This window comes from Streptomyces sp. NBC_00442 (genome assembly GCF_036014195.1).
Lineage (GTDB): Bacteria > Actinomycetota > Actinomycetes > Streptomycetales > Streptomycetaceae > Streptomyces.
Window position 1 is genome coordinate 1,678,843 of the sequence record NZ_CP107918.1, and the last position, 17,257, is coordinate 1,696,099.

Consider the following 17,257-nt stretch of genomic DNA (forward strand, 5'->3'; position numbering starts at 1 on the left):
CACTCCGAGCGCCCGCTCGAAGGGGTGAATTGCCCAGGTCCGGCGGATAGACCCCTTGCGAGGGGGATCGTGGAGCGGGCCGGCCGCCCGCTCCACGGTGGGCCGCTCAGCCGAAGACGGCGAGGCTCTTGGCCTTGCCCTTCTGGTTCTCGACCAGCGCGAGGAACGCGCCCCCGGGTCCGAACACGCCGACCGGCTTGCCCGTCTCGTACTCGTCGGGCATCTCCAGGCGTACGCCGTTGAGCAGCAGCCCGCCGCGGCGCTGGTCCACGTCCCAGCGCGCGAAGGCGGCGGCCGCGGCTTCGGCGACCGGCATCACGGTGAGGGATTCCTGGAGCTGGTCCAGGGTGCGGGCGGCGTCGATGCCGTAGGGGCCGACGCGGGTGCGGCGCAGCGCGGTGAGGTGGCCGCCGACGCCGAGCGCGGCCCCGAGGTCGCGGGCGAGCGCGCGGATGTAGGTGCCGGAGGAGCAGACGACCGAGACGACCAGGTCGACGACGGGCGTGCCGTCCTCGGCGACGGCCTCGCGGACGTCGTAGACACGGAAGGAGGACACGGTCACCGGGCGGGCCGGGATCTCGAACTCCTCGCCGCCGCGCACCCTCGCGTAGGACCGCTTGCCGTCGATCTTGATGGCGGAGACCTTCGACGGCACCTGCATGATGGCGCCGGTCAGCTCCGCGACGCCCGCGTCGATGCCCTCGCGGGTCACCTTGGAGGCGTCGGTGGAGGAGGTGATCTCGCCCTCGGCGTCGTCGGTGACGGTGTCCTGGCCGAGCCGGATCGTACCGAGGTACTCCTTCTCCGTCAGGGCGAGGTGGCCGAGGAGCTTGGTGGCTCGCTCCACGCCCAGGACGAGCACCCCGGTCGCCATCGGGTCGAGGGTGCCCGCGTGGCCGACACGGCGGGTCTTGGCGATGCCGCGCATCTTGGCCACGACGTCGTGCGAAGTGAAGCCCGACGGCTTGTCGACAATGACAAGGCCGTCGGGCGTCTTTGCTGCGGTGCTCATTCGGTGGCGTCGTCCTCGTCGCCGGGCTTCTTGTACGGGTCGGCGTCGCCGGCGAACTTGGCGTCCGAGGACACCTCGCGCACCGCGGCGTCGGAGGCCCGCGCCTTGTCGAGGAGGTCCTCGATGGTCCGGGCGTTGTCGGGGAGCGCGTCCGCGATGAACGTCAGGGTGGGGGTGAACTTGGTGCCGGCGGCGGCACCGACCGCGGAGCGCAGGATGCCCTTGGCGCTCTCCAGGCCGGCCGCGGCGGCGGCCCGGTCCTCGTCGTCCCCGTACACCGTGTAGAAGACCGTGGCCTCCCGCAGGTCGCCGGTGACCCGGGTGTCCGTGATGGTGACGTGTGTTCCGAGGCGCGGGTCCTTGACGCCACGCAGCAGCTTCTCGGCCACCACCTCTCGGATGAGGTCCGCCAGCTTCTTCGCCCGCGCGTTGTCGGCCACTGGTCCTTCTCCTTCTCAAGCCTTGCTCGGTGTTCAGTCTTCGTCGCCGTGGAGCCTGCGTCTCACCGAGAGCAGCTCCACCTCGGGCCGGCCGGCCACAAGCCGCTCGCACCGGTCGAGTACCTCTGTCAGGTGCCCCGTGTCCCCGGACACCACCGCCAGGCCGATCTCGGCCCTGCGGTGCAGGTCCTGGTCACCCACCTCCGCCACGCTCACCGCGTACTTGCGCTGGAGCTCGGCCACGATGGGCCGGACGACGGAGCGTTTCTCCTTCAGCGACCGTACGTCGCCGAGGAGCAGATCGAAGGACAGCGTCCCCACGTACATGGATGTCCGGATGTCCCGCCGGTACGGGTTAGAGGACCCCGCCAAAGACTTGGCAGGGACATCAGAACCGTACCGGAACGGCCGGGGCCGATCGACGGAAATATTCTTCCCGCCGATCGGCCCCGACTGCTGAGGTACGGGTCAGCCTCGCGGACTAGCCGCGCGGCTTCTCGCGCATCTCGTACGTCGCGATGACGTCGTCGATCTTGATGTCGTTGAAGTTTCCGAGGTTGATACCGCCCTCGAAGCCTTCGCGGATCTCGGTGACGTCGTCCTTGAAGCGACGGAGGCCGGAGATGTTGAGGTTCTCCGCGATGACCTTGCCGTCGCGCAGCAGGCGCGCCTTGGTGTTGCGCTTGACCTCGCCCGACCGGACCAGGACACCGGCGATGTTGCCCAGCTTGGACGAGCGGAAGATCTCGCGGATCTCCGCCGTGCCGAGCTCGACCTCTTCGTACTCCGGCTTGAGCATGCCCTTGAGGGCCGCTTCGATCTCTTCGATCGCCTGGTAGATGACCGAGTAGTACCGGACGTCGACGCCTTCGCGGTCCGCCATCTGGGCCGCGCGGCCCGCTGCGCGGACGTTGAAGCCGATGACGATCGCGTCGGAGCCGGTCGCCAGGTTGATGTCGGACTCGGTGACCGCACCCACACCGCGGTGCAGGACGCGGATGTCGACCTCGTCGCCGACGTCGAGCTGGAGCAGCGAGGACTCGAGGGCCTCCACCGAACCGGACGCGTCGCCCTTGATGATGAGGTTGAGTTCCTGCACCAGACCGGCCTTGAGGGCCTCGTCCAGGTTCTCCAGGGAGAACCGCACACCCTTGCGGGCGAAGCGGACGTTGCGCTCACGGGCGGCACGCTTCTCGGCGATCTGACGGGCCGTACGGTCCTCGTCGACGACCAGGAAGTTGTCGCCGGCGCCCGGGACGTTGGTGAGACCGAGGACGAGGACCGGGGTCGAGGGACCCGCCTCTTCCACGTTCTCGCCCTTGTCGTCGAGCATGGCGCGCACACGGCCGTAGGCGTCGCCCACGACCATCGTGTCGCCGACGCGCAGCGTGCCTCGCTGGACCAGGACGGTCGCGACGGCGCCGCGGCCCTTGTCCAGGTGGGACTCGATCGCGATGCCCTGCGCGTCCTGCTCCGGGTTGGCCCGCAGGTCGAGCGAGGCGTCGGCGGTGAGGACGACGGCCTCCAGGAGGGACTCGATGTTGAGGCCCTGCTTGGCGGAGATGTCGACGAACATCGTGTCGCCGCCGTACTCCTCGGCCACCAGACCGAACTCGGTGAGCTGACCGCGCACCTTGGTCGGGTCCGCGCCCTCGACGTCGATCTTGTTGACCGCGACCACGATCGGCACGTCGGCCGCCTTGGCGTGGTTCAGCGCCTCGATCGTCTGGGGCATCACACCGTCGTTCGCCGCCACCACGAGGATCGCGATGTCGGTGGACTTGGCACCACGGGCACGCATGGCGGTGAACGCCTCGTGACCCGGGGTGTCGATGAAGGTGATCTTGCGGTCTTCACCGTTGACCTCGGTGGCGACCTGGTACGCACCGATGTGCTGCGTGATGCCGCCGGCCTCGCCCGCAACGACGTTCGTCTTGCGGATCGCGTCCAGAAGGCGGGTCTTACCGTGGTCGACGTGACCCATGACGGTCACGACCGGCGGACGCGCGACGAGGAGTTCCTCGCCACCCTCGTCCTCACCGAACTCGATGTCGAAGGACTCGAGCAGCTCGCGGTCCTCCTCCTCGGGGCTGACGATCTCCAGGACGAAGTTCATCTCGTCCGCGAGCAGCTTCAGCGTCTCGTCGGAGACGGACTGCGTGGCGGTGACCATCTCGCCGAGGTTCATCATCACGCCGACGAGCGACGCCGGGTTGGCGCCGATCTTCTCGGCGAAGTCGGTCAGCGAGGCACCGCGCGACAGGCGGACGGACTGTCCGTTGCCGCGAGGCAGCATGACGCCGCCCACCGACGGGGCCTGCATGGCCTCGTACTCCTGGCGCCTCTGGCGCTTCGACTTGCGGCCACGACGGGCGGGCCCGCCGGGACGGCCGAAGGCACCCTGCGTGCCACCACGGGCACCGGGGCCACCGGGACGGCCCTGGAATCCGGGACGACCGCCGAAGCCGCCGCCACCACCGGGAGCGCCGCCACCCGGACGGGGGCCGCCGAAGCCGCCGCCACCACCGGGACGACCGCCGCCACCGGGACCGGCCGGACGGCCGGCGAAGCCGCCGCCGCCACCGGGACGACCGGCGCCGCCACCCGGACGGCCACCGGGGCCACCGGGACCACGGCCACCGGGGCCGCCGCCGGGACGCGGGGAGGCCGCGGGACGCTGCGGCATCATGCCGGGGTTGGGACGGTTGCCGCCGGGGGCACCGCCACCGGGACGCGGAGCGCCGCCCTGCGGACGGGGCATGCCGCCCGGACTCGGACGGGCGCCGCCCTGACCCTGCGGACGCGGAGCGCCGCCGGGGCCGCCCTGGGGACGCGGGGCGCCACCGGGGGCACCGGCACCGCCGGGACGCGGGGCGCCACCGCCGGGACGGGGCGCCTGCGGGCGCGCCATTCCGGTGGAGCCACCCGAGGTGAACGGGTTGTTGCCGGGACGCGGACCGGCCGGACGGGCACCGCCCGGACGGGGAGCGCCCTGACCCGCGGGGCGGGCCGGACGGTCGCCGCCACGGCCACCGTCGCGCTGGCCGCCGTCACGCTGACCGCCGGCCGGAGCCGGACGGGACGCGGCGGGACGCGGGCCGGGGGTGGCACCGGCGGGACGCGGGGCCTGGGAGGGCGCCGCGGGCTGGGCCGGAGCCGGAGCCGAGAACTCGGCGGCGGGCACCGGGGTGACCGGGGCCGGCTTGGCCGGGGCGGGCTTCGGACCCGGGCGGGGGCCCGAGGCGGCCGGAGCCGGAGAAGAGGGGGTGCTGCTCGCCGGGGCGGCCGGGGCCGCCGGGCTGACCGGCGCGGCCGGGGCCGCAGGCGCGGCGGGGGCCGGCTTGGGGGCCGGGGCGCCGGGCTTCGGGGCAGCGGGACGTGCCGCGGCGGGCGCCGCGGGCTTTGCAGGCGCGGCCTTGCGGGGCGCGCCGGGCTTCGCAGCGGACTTGCCGGCGTTGCCGCCGGGCCCCTGCAGTGCGTCAGTCAACTTGCGTACAACCGGCGCCTCGATCGTCGAGGACGCCGAACGGACGAATTCACCGAGTTCTTGGAGCTTGGCCATGACGACCTTGCTCTCCACCCCGAACTCCTTGGCGAGTTCGTATACCCGGACCTTAGCCACTTCGCTCCTTTTAGGTCCGGGTTACCGCCGGACCGTCGCTACTTCATGGGCGTACTCATCGCGTACTCATCGAGTGCTCATCGCAATCTCGACCTACTTCCAACTCGCGAGGTACCTGACCGCACGGGATTCCGTGCCGTACTTCTTCTTACGTTGCCGCCTGCTCGACGTAGTTCCGCACATCCGCGGTGTCGAGCGCCTCCTTGGCCCGGAAGGCCCTGGAGAACGCCCGGCGGCGGACCGCCTGGTCGAGACAGACCGAGGCGGGGTGGACGTACGCACCCCGGCCGGGCAGCGTACCGCGAGGATCAGGGGCGCAAGCACCCTCGATCACCACGATGCGCAGCAGATCGCTCTTGGCCGCTCGCTCCCGGCAACCCACGCAGGTTCGCTCAGGGCAGGCGCGGGCGTGCGTCCGGCCAGACACGTTTAAGTCTACCTCCCCGTAGCGACCTCACCCCTTGGGGGCAAAAATCGAACGGTTGTTGTCCAGAAAGCTTCACCCTGCCCCGTCGAACGGGGCCGGGCCAGTTCTTATTCCCGCCGGACCCCTCGGCCCCGCGGAAACCGCTCAGTCCTCGTCGGGCTGCTCGGTGTCCGGGCGGATGTCGATGCGCCAGCCCGTCAGCCGCGCGGCGAGGCGGGCGTTCTGGCCCTCCTTGCCGATGGCCAGCGAGAGCTGGTAGTCCGGCACGGTCACCCGGGCGGAACGGGCCGCGAGGTCCACGACCTCGACCCGCGAGACCCGGGCCGGGGACAGCGCGTGGGCCACCATCTCGGCCGGGTCATCCGACCAGTCCACGATGTCGATCTTCTCACCGTGAAGTTCGGCCATCACATTGCGGACCCGGCCGCCCATCGGGCCGATGCAGGCGCCCTTGGCGTTGAGGCCGCTGCGCGTGGCGCGCACCGCGATCTTCGTGCGGTGACCGGCCTCGCGGGCGATCGCGGAGATCTCCACCGATCCGTCGGCGATCTCCGGGACCTCCAGGGCGAACAGCTTCTTGACGAGGTTCGGGTGGGTGCGCGACAGCGTCACGGACGGACCGCGCACGCCCTTCGCCACCCGAACGACGTACGTGCGAAGGCGCAGCCCGTGCGTGTACTCCTCGCCCGGCACCTGCTCCTGCACCGGCAGCATGGCCTCCATCTTGCCGATGTCGACCAGCACGTTCTTGGGGTCCTTGCCCTGCTGGACGACGCCGGTGATGACGTCGCCCTCACGCCCGGCGAACTCACCGAAGGTGATGTCGTCCTCGGCGTCGCGCAGGCGCTGCAGGATGACCTGCTTGGCGGTGCTCGCCGCGATCCGGCCGAAGTCGGAGGGGGTGTCGTCGAACTCCTTGGCCTCCTGGCCCTCTTCGAGGTCGGCCGGGTCTTCCTTCGCCCACACCGTGACATGACCGTTCTCACGGTCGAGCTTCACGCGCGCACGCCGGAAGCTGCCCTCGGTGCGGTGGTAGGCGATGAGGAGCGCCGACTCGATCGCCTCGACCAGCAGGTCGAAGGAGATCTCCTTCTCCCGGACCAGACCCCGCAGGGCACTCATGTCGATGTCCACGGCTACGCCTCCTCTTCGTTGTCGTTGTCGATGTGACGGTCACTGTCACTGTCGTCGGGGATGTCGTTCTCGCTGTCTGCTGCGATCTCGTTCTTTCCGTCCTTGCGGTTGAACTCGATCTCGACCCGCGCCTTGGCGATCTCGGCGAAGCCGATCCGGCGGGCGGTGGGCTTGCGCCCCTTCACACCCGGGATCTCGGTGTCGATGCCGTCGTCGTTGGCCTCGAGGATCCGCGCGACCAGCTCGTCGCCGCTGTGCAGCTGGAGCCGTGCGAGGCGCCCGGTGGCACGCCGGTAGTGGCGGAGTTCGGTGAGGGGGCGCTCGGCACCGGGCGACGTCACTTCGAGGACGTACTCGCCGTCGCCCATCGCGTCGCTCTCGTCGAGCACCTCGGCGGCGGCCCTGCTCAGTTCGGCACAGGCGTCGAGCTCCACGCCCTCGTCGGAGTCGACCACGATCCGCAGCACGTGCCGACGGCCTGCCCGGGTCACCTCGATCTCCTCGAGGTCCAGATCCTTCGCGCTGACGAGCGGCTCAAGGAGACCGCGCAGCCTGTCGCTCTGGGTCGTGCTCATCCGGGTGACTCCTCGGCCGCGTCTGCTGTTGTGGGGGATCGTCGTCGCACACGGTGGCGTCGTGCCGACCGCCGCCGTCAGATCAAAGGGTATCCGGTCCGGAAGGGTGTTGCCGTCCACGGCCCCGGGCCCGCGGGTACGCTCGCCTGCGGTGATCACTCGGTCACCGGCGGACCGGCACACAGGGGAGTGACACGTGGGGCACCCGGGGACCACACGACGGCGTGTGCTGGCCGTGACGGGCGCGGCGACGGCAGGCCTCCTGACCGGCTGCTCGCGGGGCCCGTCCGAGAGCGGCGGCGCGGCGGCCGGAGCGCGCGAGGCGGCGGCCCGCGCGGAGACGGCGCTGCGCGCCAGGACCTCCGCCGCGAGCCGGGCCCTCGTCGCCCAGTACGACGCGGTCCTCGCGATGCACCCGGCGTTGCGGCCCCGGCTCGCGCCGCTGCGCGACCAGGCCGCCCAGCACGTCACGGCGCTCGCCGCGGCTCCCGCGCCCTCCCACTCCCCCACCGCCCCGGCCGCGCCGTCCCCGTCCGCCGCCCCGGACACGGTCTCGACGGTCCCCTCCGACGCCGACGAGGCCGTCAAGCAACTCGCGGAGGCCGAACGCCGCACGTCCGAGGCCCAGTTGACGGCGCTCGCCACCGCGCCGCCGGAGCTCGCCCGCCTGCTCGCCTCGGTGTCGGCCTCCGGCGCGGGGCACGCCTATCTCCTCGCCGGAGGTGTCCGATGAGCGAGCCCCTGGACGCGGCGCAGGCCGCGCTGGCCGCCGAACACGCGGCGGTGTACGGGTACGGGGTACTCGGCGGGCGGCTCTCCGGCGCCCGCGCCGCCGAGGCGCGCGAGGCCGCCACCGCCCACCGCTCCCGCCGCGACTCGCTGGCCCGTACCGTGCGCGACCTGGGCGGATCGCCGGTGGCGGCGGCCGCCGCGTACGCGCTGCCGTTCGCCGTGCCCGACGCCGCGGCGGCGCTGCGGCTCGCCGCGGAACTGGAGGACCGGGTCGCCGGCGTCTACTCCGACCTCGTCCGGTCCGCCGCGGGGGCGCTGCGTCGGGACGCGGCCGCCGCGCTGCGGGAGGCCGCGGTACGGGCCGTGCGCTGGCGGGGCGGGAGCGTAGCCTTTCCTGGGCTCGCGGAACGCCCGAGTGCGCCGGTCCCGCCGGCCCGTACCTGAGTTCCACCGGCTAGTACCTGAGCAAGGGGCAATACACGTATGGCTTTCGAACCGCCTGAGCGGCTGGTGCGTGCGCTCGGCGAGACGTACGGGGAGGAGCTGGCCGGGCCCTGGCTCGGCCGGCTGCCGGAGCTGGCCGCCGACGCCGCAGCCCGGCGCGGGCTCGGTGTCGACCGGGTGCAGGCCCCCGGCGGCCGATCCAGCCTCGTCGCCCTCGTACGCCGTCCGGACGGCGCCCCCGCCGCCCTCAAGGTCGCCCCCTCCTTCGCCCGCCCCGACCTGGAACGCGCGGCCCTCGCGCACTGGAACGGCTGGGGCGCGGCGCAGCTCCTCGACGACGACGGTGGTGACGACGCGCTGCTCGTGGAGCGGCTGCACCCCGAGGTGTCGCTGCGCTCGCTGCCCGAGGCCAAGGCGCTGCTCGAAGCGGCGGGGACGGTACGGCGCCTGTGGATCGAGCCTCCCGGCGGCCACGCCTTCGAGACGGTGGCCGAGCGCACGGAGCGCCAGAGCGTGCCGATGCGGGCGGCGCCTGATTCCGAACTGGCGCCGCTCGTCGAGGCGGCCCTGACGGCCCGCGACGAACTCGCCGGTTCCGCGGGCGAGTTGCTCCTGCTGCACGGCAACTTCCGCCAGAGCAAGGTGCTTTCGGGCGAGCGGGTGCCGTGGCTGACGGTGGGCCCGGAGCCGCTGGTGGGTGAGCGGGCCTACGATCTCGCGCGGTTGGTACGGGACCGGGTGGAGGACCTGATCGCGGCGCCGAGCGGGGCGTCCGCGGCGCGCCGCCGGGTCAACAAGCTCGCCGACTCCTTGGACGTGGAACCGGCCCGGCTGCACGGCTGGACGCTGTTCCGTGCGGTCGAGTCCGGACTGCGGGCGAGGGCGGCGGGCCGCCACCAGGACGCGGAGCTACTCCTCGAATTCGCCGGCTGGCTGTAGCCTCCTGGGACTCCGCCCCAGATTTTGTATCGCACCTCAAGGGCGCTCGTCCTCAACTGCCGGACAGGCCAAAAATACCCATGCCGCCCGGCACCGGGTAGTTGGGGGCGCGGGGAACTGCGCGAGAAGCGGGCACGGTCCGCAGACGAAAGCGGGGCTAAGGGGCGCGGGGAACTGCGCGAGAAGCGGGCACGGTCCGCAGACGAAAGCGGGGTTAAGGGGCGCGGGGAACTGCGCGACCAGCCACCCAGCGGCCCGCACCCGAAAGCGAACCGGGGACCCGGGGGCGGCGCCGCCCCCGGGATTTTCGGAGCGGTCAGCGCGTGAGGCGCGCGATCGCCTCCGCCAGCGCAAGCTCCTCGCGCTCCCCGCTGCGCCGGTCCTTCAGCTCGAAGACACCCTCGGCCACCCGCCGCCCCGCCACCAGGATCTGCGGCACACCGATGAGCTCCGCGTCGGTGAACTTGACGCCCGGAGAGACCCCCGCGCGGTCGTCCACGAGGACACGCAGCCCCGCCGCACGCAACTGCTCCGCCGCGTCGAGCGCCGCCTCGGTCTGCGCGGCCTTGCCCGCCGCGACGACGTGCACGTCGGCCGGGGCGATCTCGGCAGGCCAGCACAGGCCCTTGTCGTCCGCCGTCTGCTCGGCGAGCGCCGCCACCGCCCGCGAGACGCCGATCCCGTACGAGCCCATCGTGACCCGGACCGGCTTGCCCTCCTTGCCGAGGACGTCGAGCTGGAAGGTGTCGGCGTACTTGCGGCCCAGCTGGAAGATGTGACCGATCTCGATCGCGCGGTCCAGGGTGAGCCCGGCGCCGCAGGACGGGCAGGGGTCGCCCGCTTCGACCACGACGACGTCCAGGTGGTCGTCGACCTCGAAGTCGCGGCCGCAGACCACGTTGCGCACATGCGTGTCCGCCTTGTTGGCCCCGGTGATCCACGCCGTGCCGGGGGCGATGCGCGGGTCGGCGATGTAGCGGACCTTGTCCAGGCCCTGCGGGCCGACGTAGCCGCGTACGAGGTCGGGCCGGTCGGCGAAGTCCTCGGCCGTCACGAGCTCCACGACGGCCGGCGCGAGGTGCTCGCCGAGCTTGCCGAGATCCACCTCGCGGTCGCCGGGCACGCCGACCGCGACGATCTCGCCGTCCACCTTGACCAGGAGGTTCTTCAGGGTGGCGGAGGCCGGGACGCCGAGGTGCGCGGCCAGGGACTCGATGGTGGGGGTGTCGGGGGTGGCCAGCTCCTCCATCGGACCGTGCTCGGCGGGGGCGCCGGCGGCGGCCGTCGTGAAGGTGACGGCCTCGGTGTTGGCGGCGTAGTCGCACGCCGGGCAGTCCACGAAGGTGTCCTCGCCCGCGGCGGCCGGGGCCAGGAACTCCTCGGACGCGGAGCCGCCCATCGCACCGGACACGGCCGACACGATGCGGTAGTCGAGACCGAGGCGCGCGAAGATCTTCTGGTAGGCCGCGCGGTGCAGGGCGTACGACTCGGCGAGGCCCTCGTCGGTGGTGTCGAAGGAGTACGAGTCCTTCATCTGGAACTCGCGGCCGCGCAGCACGCCGGAGCGCGGGCGGGCCTCGTCGCGGTACTTGGTCTGGATCTGGTAGAGCATCACCGGCAGGTCCTTGTAGGACGTGCACTGGTCCTTGACCGTCTGCGTGAAGATCTCTTCGTGGGTGGGGCCGAGCAGGTACTCGCCGCCCTTGCGGTCCTTGAGGCGGAACAGCAGGTCGCCGTACTCGTCCCAGCGGCCGCTCGCCTCGTACGCGTCCTTGGGCAGCAGCGCGGGCAGCAGGACCTCCTGGGCGCCGATGGCGTCCATTTCCTCGCGCACGACCGTGGAGATGTTGTCCAGGACCTTCTTGCCCAGCGGCAGCCACGTCCAGATCCCGGCGGCGTTGCGCCGCACGTATCCGGCGCGGACCAGCAGCTTGTGGCTGAGCGTCTCGGCATCCGCCGGGTCGTCGCGCAATGTCTTGGCCATCAGACGGGACATGCGCTGAACCTGGGCGGCTGCCATGGATTTCTCTCCTGTACGTGCACGGGGTGATGCCTGGAGGTTAGCCGGGCGGCCCGAGTGCGCGGTAATCCGTTTACCGCGGGGGCTCTCCGCGCAGCAGCGGGAGGGGGGCGCCCATCACGGCGTACGGCCGTGCCGCGCTCGGGAACTGCACCCGGCAGGCCAGGTCCGCGTAGCCGAGCGTCCGGTACAGGGCGCGGGCGGGGCTCTCGGTGTCGATGGCGGAGAGGATCGAGCGGGGTTCGGTGGCGGTGCCGGTGATGGTGGTGATGAGCCCGCGGCCCAGGCCACGGCCCTGGAAGCCGGGGTGGACGTGCAGCTCGGTGATCACGAACGCGTCGTCGAGCCAGTCGTCGACGCCGTTGTTGCGCAGATACGGCTCGACGACGGTCGACCACCAGTGGGCGCGGTCGTTGGGCATCCCGTACACGAAGCCGACCAGACGCCCGTCGGACGTGGTGGCTCCGAACGCCCTGGCGCCCGGGTAGGTGAGGTGGCGCAGCACGATGTGGCGGCGCACCGCGACCTCGTCGGCACCGAGTCCGAAGGCGACGGCCTGCACGGCGAGCGCCTCGTCGACGCGGGCCGCGAGGTCGAGGGGTCCGACGGTCACGTCAGGGTCAGGAGCCATGGGCGCACCCTAACCTCACAAGGGCGGCCTCAGAACAGCACGCTCATGAACGCCCCGGTCTCGCGGAAACCGACCCGGCGGTAGCAGGCGCGGGCGGGGGCGTTGAAGTCGTTGACGTAGAGGCTGACGATCGGCGCGATGTCCGCGAGGGCGTACCGCAGGACGGCCGCCATGCCGGTGGCCGAGAGGCCCTTGCCGCGGTGTTCGGGGGCGACCCACACGCCCTGGATCTGGCAGGCCTGGTTGGTGGCGGCGCCGATCTCCGCCTTGAAGACGACCTTGCCGTCCTCGATGTGGGCGAACGAGCGGCCCGAGCCGACGAGTTCGGCGACGCGGGCCTGGTAGAGCAGGCCGCCGTCGCCGGCGAGCGGGGAGACTCCGACCTCCTCGGTGAACATGGCGACACAGGCCGGCATGATCACGTCCATCTCGTCCTTGCGGATGCGACGGACGTAGGGGTCGGGCCGGATATCGTCCGGCATCCGCTCGGTGACCATGAGCGGCTGGTGCGGGCGTACGTCACGGGCGGGGCCCCAGTGCGGTTCGAGCAGCCGCCACAGCTCGGCGGTGGGCTCGGCGGGACCGACGATCGAGGAGCAGCGGCGGCCGGTGCGGCGGGCCCGGTCGGCGAAGGAACGTACCGCCTCGGGGGTGGCGCAGATGGGTACGAGGTTGGCGCCGGAGTAGCACAGGGAGCGGAGCCTGCCGTCGGTGTACCAGCCCCACATCTCGCCGCCGAGCCGCCAGGGGTCGAGGCCGGCGATCTGCACGCGGGAGGTCACGAAGGCGTTGGCGACCGGGTCGCTCTCCAGGATGGCGAGCGCCGCGCCGAGGTCGCCGGGTTCGAGGACCCGGGTGGTGGTCTGCGTCAACACGAGGGGGCCTCACGGTACGGTCTGCTGATCTCCGCACTGTACCCGCCCCCCAACCCCCAACACCCTGGGGCTCCGCCCCCAGAGACCACGACCGCTCGACACCGGGCGCCCTACCAGGAACGCGGGGCTGTGACACCGCGCGGCTCCGCCGCGGTGGGCGCGACCGCTCGACACCGGGCGCCCAACAGGGGCGCGGGGAACTGCGCGGGACGCGGGCACGGTCCGCAGACGACATACGGCCGTTCAAGGGGCGCGGGGAACTGCGCGAGAAGCGGGCACGGTCCGCAGACGAGAGCGAGGTTAGGGGCGCGGGGAACTGCGCGAGCAAGCCAGCACGGTCCGCACACGAAGGCGGGGTCAAGGGCGCGAGAAGGCATAGGCGGCCCGCGCCTGTAGGTGGGCCGGGGTCCGGGGCGGACGGAGCCGCCCCGGGGCGGGTCAGCCCGCTACCGACACCTGCGGCTCGCCCGACGCGATGCCGTCCTTCTCCATCTGCTCCGCGATCTTCATCGCCTCGTCGATCAGCGTCTCCACGATCTTCGACTCCGGCACGGTCTTGATGACCTCGCCCTTCACGAAGATCTGCCCCTTGCCGTTGCCGGAGGCGACACCGAGGTCGGCCTCGCGCGCCTCGCCGGGGCCGTTCACGACACAGCCCATGACGGCGACCCGCAGCGGAACCTCCATGCCTTCGAGGCCCGCCGTGACCTCCTCGGCCAGCTTGTACACGTCCACCTGGGCGCGGCCGCAGGAGGGGCAGGAGACGATCTCCAGCCGGCGCTGGCGCAGGTTCAGCGACTCCAGGATCTGGATGCCGACCTTGATCTCCTCCGCCGGCGGGGCGGAAAGCGACACGCGGATGGTGTCGCCGATACCCTCCGCGAGCAGCGCGCCGAACGCCACGGCCGACTTGATCGTGCCCTGGAACGCCGGGCCCGCCTCCGTCACACCGAGGTGCAGCGGGTAGTCGCACTGCGCGGCGAGCTGCCGGTAGGCGTTGACCATGACGACCGGGTCGTTGTGCTTGACCGAGATCTTGATGTCGCGGAAGCCGTGCTCCTCGAAGAGGGAGGCCTCCCACAACGCCGACTCCACCAGCGCCTCGGGCGTCGCCTTGCCGTACTTCTTCAGCAGGCGCGCGTCGAGCGAACCGGCGTTGACGCCGATGCGGATCGGGGTGCCCGCGTCCTTCGCCGCCAGCGCGATCTCGCGCACCTTGTCGTCGAACTGCTTGATGTTGCCCGGGTTGACCCGCACCGCGGCGCATCCCGCGTCGATCGCGGCGAACACGTACTTCGGCTGGAAGTGGATGTCCGCGATCACCGGGATCTGCGACTTCCGGGCGATCGTGGCCAGCGCGTCCGCGTCGTCCTGCGTGGGGCAGGCGACCCGCACGATCTGGCAGCCGGACGCCGTCAGTTCGGCGATCTGCTGCAGCGTCGCGCCGATGTCGGACGTACGCGTGGTCGTCATCGATTGGACCGAGACCGGCGCGTCACCGCCGACCGCCACTGTGCCGACCTGGATCTGACGGCTCTTGCGACGCTCGGCGAGCCTGGTCGGCACGTCCGGCATTCCCAGTGAAATCGCAGTCATCTGCTGTGCAACCCCAAGGTGTGGATCAAGGTCCCGAGATCGGCGGGCTCCAGCCTTCGAGGTTACGTCACCCGAAGGGCCCCGCGTACACGCTGCCCCCGGAGTTCACGCGAAGGGGCGGCCCGGACCCGCCATCGGCCCGGACCGCCCCCGCCGTCAGGTGAGCTTCACCGGATTCACCACGTCGGCCACCAGGACGAGCAGGGTGAAGCAGATGAAGATCCCGGCCACCACGTACGCCACCGGCATCAGCTTCGCCACGTCGAACGCGCCCGGGTCGGGGCGCTTGAGGATCCGCGCCACGGTGCGGCGCAGCGACTCCCACAGGGCGCCGGCGATGTGGCCGCCGTCCAGGGGCAGCAGCGGCAGCATGTTGAAGAGGAACAGCGACAGGTTGAAGCCCGCGAGGAGGAACAGGAACGTCGCGATGATGCTCTGCGTCGGGGCGTCCAGGTTGAGCACCTCGCCGCTGAGGCGGGCCGCGCCCACCACGCCGACCGGGGAGTCGGCCTTGCGCTCGCCGCCGTCGAAGGCCGCGTTCCACAGGTCCGGGATCTTGCCGGGCAGCGCGACGATGGAGTGCACGCCGTTCTCCACCATGTCGCCCATGCGGTCGACGGACTCGCCGAAGGTGAGCGGCTTGATCTCGGACTTGGGCGAGAAGCCGAGGTAGCCGGCCGGGACGTACTGGTCGGGGACGGCCTGCCCGTCGGCGTCCTTCTTCGCCACCATGTTCTTGGCGAGCGTGGCGTGCAGGGTGACCTGCTGCCCCGCGCGCTCCACGGTGACGGTGGCCGGGCCGATGGTCTCGCGGATGCGGTCGGAGAGGTCGGACCAGTCCTTCACGGGCTTGCCGTCGAAGGCGACGATCTTGTCGCCGACCTTCAGGCCCGCCGCCTGGGCGGGTGAGGTCTTGTCGCCCGCCTTGCAGGTGTCACGGTGCTCGGTCTGCGCGATCACGCACTTCTGGACGCCGGCGACCTGGGTGGTCTCGGCGGCCATGCCGAAGCCCATGAGCACGCTGAGGAAGATCGCGACCGCGAGGATCAGGTTCATGAACGGGCCGGCGAACATGACGATGACGCGCTTCCACGGCTTGCGCGTGTAGAAGAGCCGGTCCTCGTCGCCGGGCTGGAGCTCCTCGAAGGCCGCGGCCCGCGCGTCCTCGATCATGCCGCGGAACGGCGAGGTCGACCGTGCCTCGATGCGGCCGTCGGCGCCGGGCGGGAACATGCCGATCATGCGGATGTAGCCGCCGGCCGGGATCGCCTTGATGCCGTACTCCGTGTCGCCCTTCTTGCGCGACCAGATGGTGGGGCCGAAGCCGACCATGTACTGGGGCACGCGGATGCCGAAGAGCTTGGCCGTGGAGAGGTGGCCGAGCTCGTGCCAGGCGATGGAGATGAGCAGCCCGACGGCGAAGAGCGCTATGCCGAGGACCGTCAACAGGATCGTCATGCGCGTGCCTCCGCTGTCGCCTTCACCGCGAGTTCGCGGGCCCGAGCTCGTGCCCAGGTCTCCGCCTCCAGGACGTCCGGGACCGTGAGGGAAGTTCCCGCACGCGGCGTTCCGTGTTCGGTGACGACCTCCGTCACCGTCTCCATGATTCCGTTGAACGGGAGCCGCCCGGCCAGGAACGCGTCCACGCACTCCTCGTTCGCGGCATTGAACACCGCCGGGGCCGTCCCGCCCAGCTCCCCGACGTGCCGGGCGAGTCCCACCGAGGGGAAGGCGTCGTTGTCGAGCGGGTAGAACTGCCAGGTCGAGGCCTGGGTCCAGTCGAAGGCGGGCGCGGCGTCCGGGACCCGCTCGGGCCAGCCGAGCCCGATGGCGATCGGACCGCGCATGTCGGGCGGGGTGGCCTGCGCCAGCGTGGAGCCGTCGGTGAACTCGACCATCGAGTGGACGTAGGACTGGGGGTGGACGACGACCTCGATGCGCTCGAAGGGGATGTCGTAGAGCAGATGGGCCTCGATCACCTCAAGGCCCTTGTTGACGAGGGTCGCCGAGTTGACGGTGATGACGGGGCCCATCGCCCAGGTGGGGTGGGCGAGCGCGTCGGTGGGGGTGACGTCGGCGAGCTCGTCCTTGGTGCGGCCGCGGAAGGGCCCGCCGGACGCGGTGACGACGAGCTTGCGCACGTCGGAGCGCTTGCCCGCGGCCAGGGCCTGGAAGAGCGCGGCGTGCTCGGAGTCGACGGGGATGATCTGGCCGGGTCGGGCGAGCGCCTTGACGAGAGGGCCGCCGACGATCAGGGACTCCTTGTTGGCGAGCGCGAGCGTGCGGCCGGCCGAGAGCGCGGCCAGCGTCGGGGCGAGACCGATGGAGCCGGTGATGCCGTTGAGGACGGTGTGGCAGGGGGACGCGGCGAGGTCGGTCGCGGCGTCGGGTCCTGCCAGGATCTCGGGGAGCGGTTCGCCGCCGTACTGCGCCGCCAGCGCCTCGCGCAGCGCGGGCACGGCGTCCTCGCGCGCCACCGCGACGGCGCGGACCCCGAGCCGTCGGGCCTGCTCGGCCAGGAGTCCGACCCGGCCGCCGGCCGCGGAGAGCGCGGTCACGCGGAAGCGGTCGGGGTTGCGCAGGACCAGGTCGATGGCCTGGGTTCCGATGGACCCGGTGGATCCGAGGACGACCACATCGCGTCGGCCTTCGGCCGGATCGAAGGTGATGTGGGGGTCGGCGAGGGGGGCTGGGCTGTCGCTCATGCCCCCATTGTTGCCGCATCGGCTGTGCGCCAGGACAGCGCTCCTGTCAATAAGACCGGGATGAGTGCGGACGGGGTGGCGTCGCGGTGTCCCGCGCGGGCCGGG

At 71.7% G+C, this 17,257-nt stretch carries 16 protein-coding genes; 3 read left to right on the top strand and 13 right to left on the bottom strand.

The window, feature by feature from the left end:
* Positions 1 to 106: 106 nt before the first annotated feature.
* The 7 genes from truB to rimP form a co-directional block, all read right to left on the bottom strand.
* Positions 107 to 1,012 carry a tRNA pseudouridine(55) synthase TruB gene (truB, locus tag OG432_RS07345; protein ID WP_328308931.1) on the bottom strand — a complete coding sequence of 302 codons (906 nt, stop codon included), beginning with the start codon at positions 1,010 to 1,012 and terminating at the stop codon, positions 107 to 109.
* Positions 1,009 to 1,452, bottom strand: a complete 444-nt coding sequence (gene rbfA, locus OG432_RS07350; RefSeq protein ID WP_328308933.1) for a 30S ribosome-binding factor RbfA — start codon at positions 1,450 to 1,452, stop codon at positions 1,009 to 1,011. The genes truB and rbfA overlap by 4 nt, the downstream gene beginning before the upstream one ends.
* Before the next feature lie 33 nt (positions 1,453 to 1,485).
* Positions 1,486 to 1,779, bottom strand: coding sequence for a DUF503 domain-containing protein (locus OG432_RS07355; RefSeq protein ID WP_267056714.1), 294 nt, complete (start codon positions 1,777 to 1,779; stop codon positions 1,486 to 1,488).
* A gap of 154 nt (positions 1,780 to 1,933) precedes the next feature.
* Positions 1,934 to 5,074 (bottom strand): translation initiation factor IF-2, encoded by a 3,141-nt coding sequence (gene infB, locus OG432_RS07360; RefSeq protein ID WP_328308938.1) that lies wholly within the window; start codon positions 5,072 to 5,074, stop codon positions 1,934 to 1,936.
* Between the two features lie 148 nt (positions 5,075 to 5,222).
* A complete protein-coding gene (locus OG432_RS07365; protein ID WP_328308940.1) occupies positions 5,223 to 5,501 on the bottom strand; it encodes a YlxR family protein in 279 nt (92 codons plus the stop codon).
* Positions 5,502 to 5,645: 144 nt separating this feature from the next.
* The gene (nusA, locus tag OG432_RS07370; RefSeq protein ID WP_328308942.1) at positions 5,646 to 6,635 is read right to left on the bottom strand and encodes a transcription termination factor NusA; all 990 of its coding nucleotides are present in this window, start codon (positions 6,633 to 6,635) and stop codon (positions 5,646 to 5,648) included.
* A 2-nt stretch (positions 6,636 to 6,637) separates the two neighbouring features.
* Positions 6,638 to 7,210, bottom strand: coding sequence for a ribosome maturation factor RimP (gene rimP / locus OG432_RS07375; protein WP_328308944.1), 573 nt, complete (start codon positions 7,208 to 7,210; stop codon positions 6,638 to 6,640).
* Between the two features lie 226 nt (positions 7,211 to 7,436).
* Here rimP and OG432_RS07380 point away from each other — a divergent pair, with 226 nt between their 5' ends.
* The 3 genes from OG432_RS07380 to OG432_RS07390 are packed head-to-tail and all read left to right on the top strand — an operon-like array spanning position 7,437 to position 9,325.
* Entirely contained in the window at positions 7,437 to 7,943 is a 507-nt protein-coding gene (locus OG432_RS07380; RefSeq protein WP_328308946.1) for a hypothetical protein, read from the top strand.
* Complete coding sequence (locus tag OG432_RS07385; RefSeq protein ID WP_328308949.1) at positions 7,940 to 8,386, top strand: DUF4439 domain-containing protein; 447 nt, start codon at positions 7,940 to 7,942, stop codon at positions 8,384 to 8,386. The genes OG432_RS07380 and OG432_RS07385 overlap by 4 nt, the downstream gene beginning before the upstream one ends.
* A 39-nt stretch (positions 8,387 to 8,425) precedes the next feature.
* Positions 8,426 to 9,325: an aminoglycoside phosphotransferase family protein gene (locus OG432_RS07390; RefSeq protein ID WP_328308951.1), complete on the top strand. Its 900-nt coding sequence runs from the start codon at positions 8,426 to 8,428 to the stop codon at positions 9,323 to 9,325.
* Between the two features lie 316 nt (positions 9,326 to 9,641).
* Here the strand turns inward: OG432_RS07390 and OG432_RS07395 are convergent, their stop codons facing one another.
* The 6 genes from OG432_RS07395 to dxr all read right to left on the bottom strand — a co-directional run bounded on the left by OG432_RS07395 (position 9,642) and on the right by dxr (position 17,152).
* Positions 9,642 to 11,345, bottom strand: coding sequence for a proline--tRNA ligase (locus tag OG432_RS07395; protein ID WP_328308953.1), 1,704 nt, complete (start codon positions 11,343 to 11,345; stop codon positions 9,642 to 9,644).
* Between the two features lie 73 nt (positions 11,346 to 11,418).
* Entirely contained in the window at positions 11,419 to 11,976 is a 558-nt protein-coding gene (locus OG432_RS07400) for a GNAT family N-acetyltransferase (RefSeq protein WP_328308955.1), read from the bottom strand.
* A gap of 29 nt (positions 11,977 to 12,005) precedes the next feature.
* Positions 12,006 to 12,851, bottom strand: coding sequence for a GNAT family N-acetyltransferase (locus OG432_RS07405; RefSeq protein ID WP_328308957.1), 846 nt, complete (start codon positions 12,849 to 12,851; stop codon positions 12,006 to 12,008).
* Positions 12,852 to 13,289: 438 nt separating this feature from the next.
* Complete coding sequence (gene ispG, locus OG432_RS07410) at positions 13,290 to 14,447, bottom strand: flavodoxin-dependent (E)-4-hydroxy-3-methylbut-2-enyl-diphosphate synthase (protein ID WP_328308959.1); 1,158 nt, start codon at positions 14,445 to 14,447, stop codon at positions 13,290 to 13,292.
* Between the two features lie 156 nt (positions 14,448 to 14,603).
* Positions 14,604 to 15,905, bottom strand: a complete 1,302-nt coding sequence (locus OG432_RS07415) for a M50 family metallopeptidase (RefSeq protein ID WP_328308961.1) — start codon at positions 15,903 to 15,905, stop codon at positions 14,604 to 14,606.
* Positions 15,902 to 17,152, bottom strand: coding sequence for a 1-deoxy-D-xylulose-5-phosphate reductoisomerase (dxr, locus tag OG432_RS07420; protein WP_328308962.1), 1,251 nt, complete (start codon positions 17,150 to 17,152; stop codon positions 15,902 to 15,904). The genes OG432_RS07415 and dxr overlap by 4 nt, the downstream gene beginning before the upstream one ends.
* Positions 17,153 to 17,257: the final 105 nt, after the last annotated feature.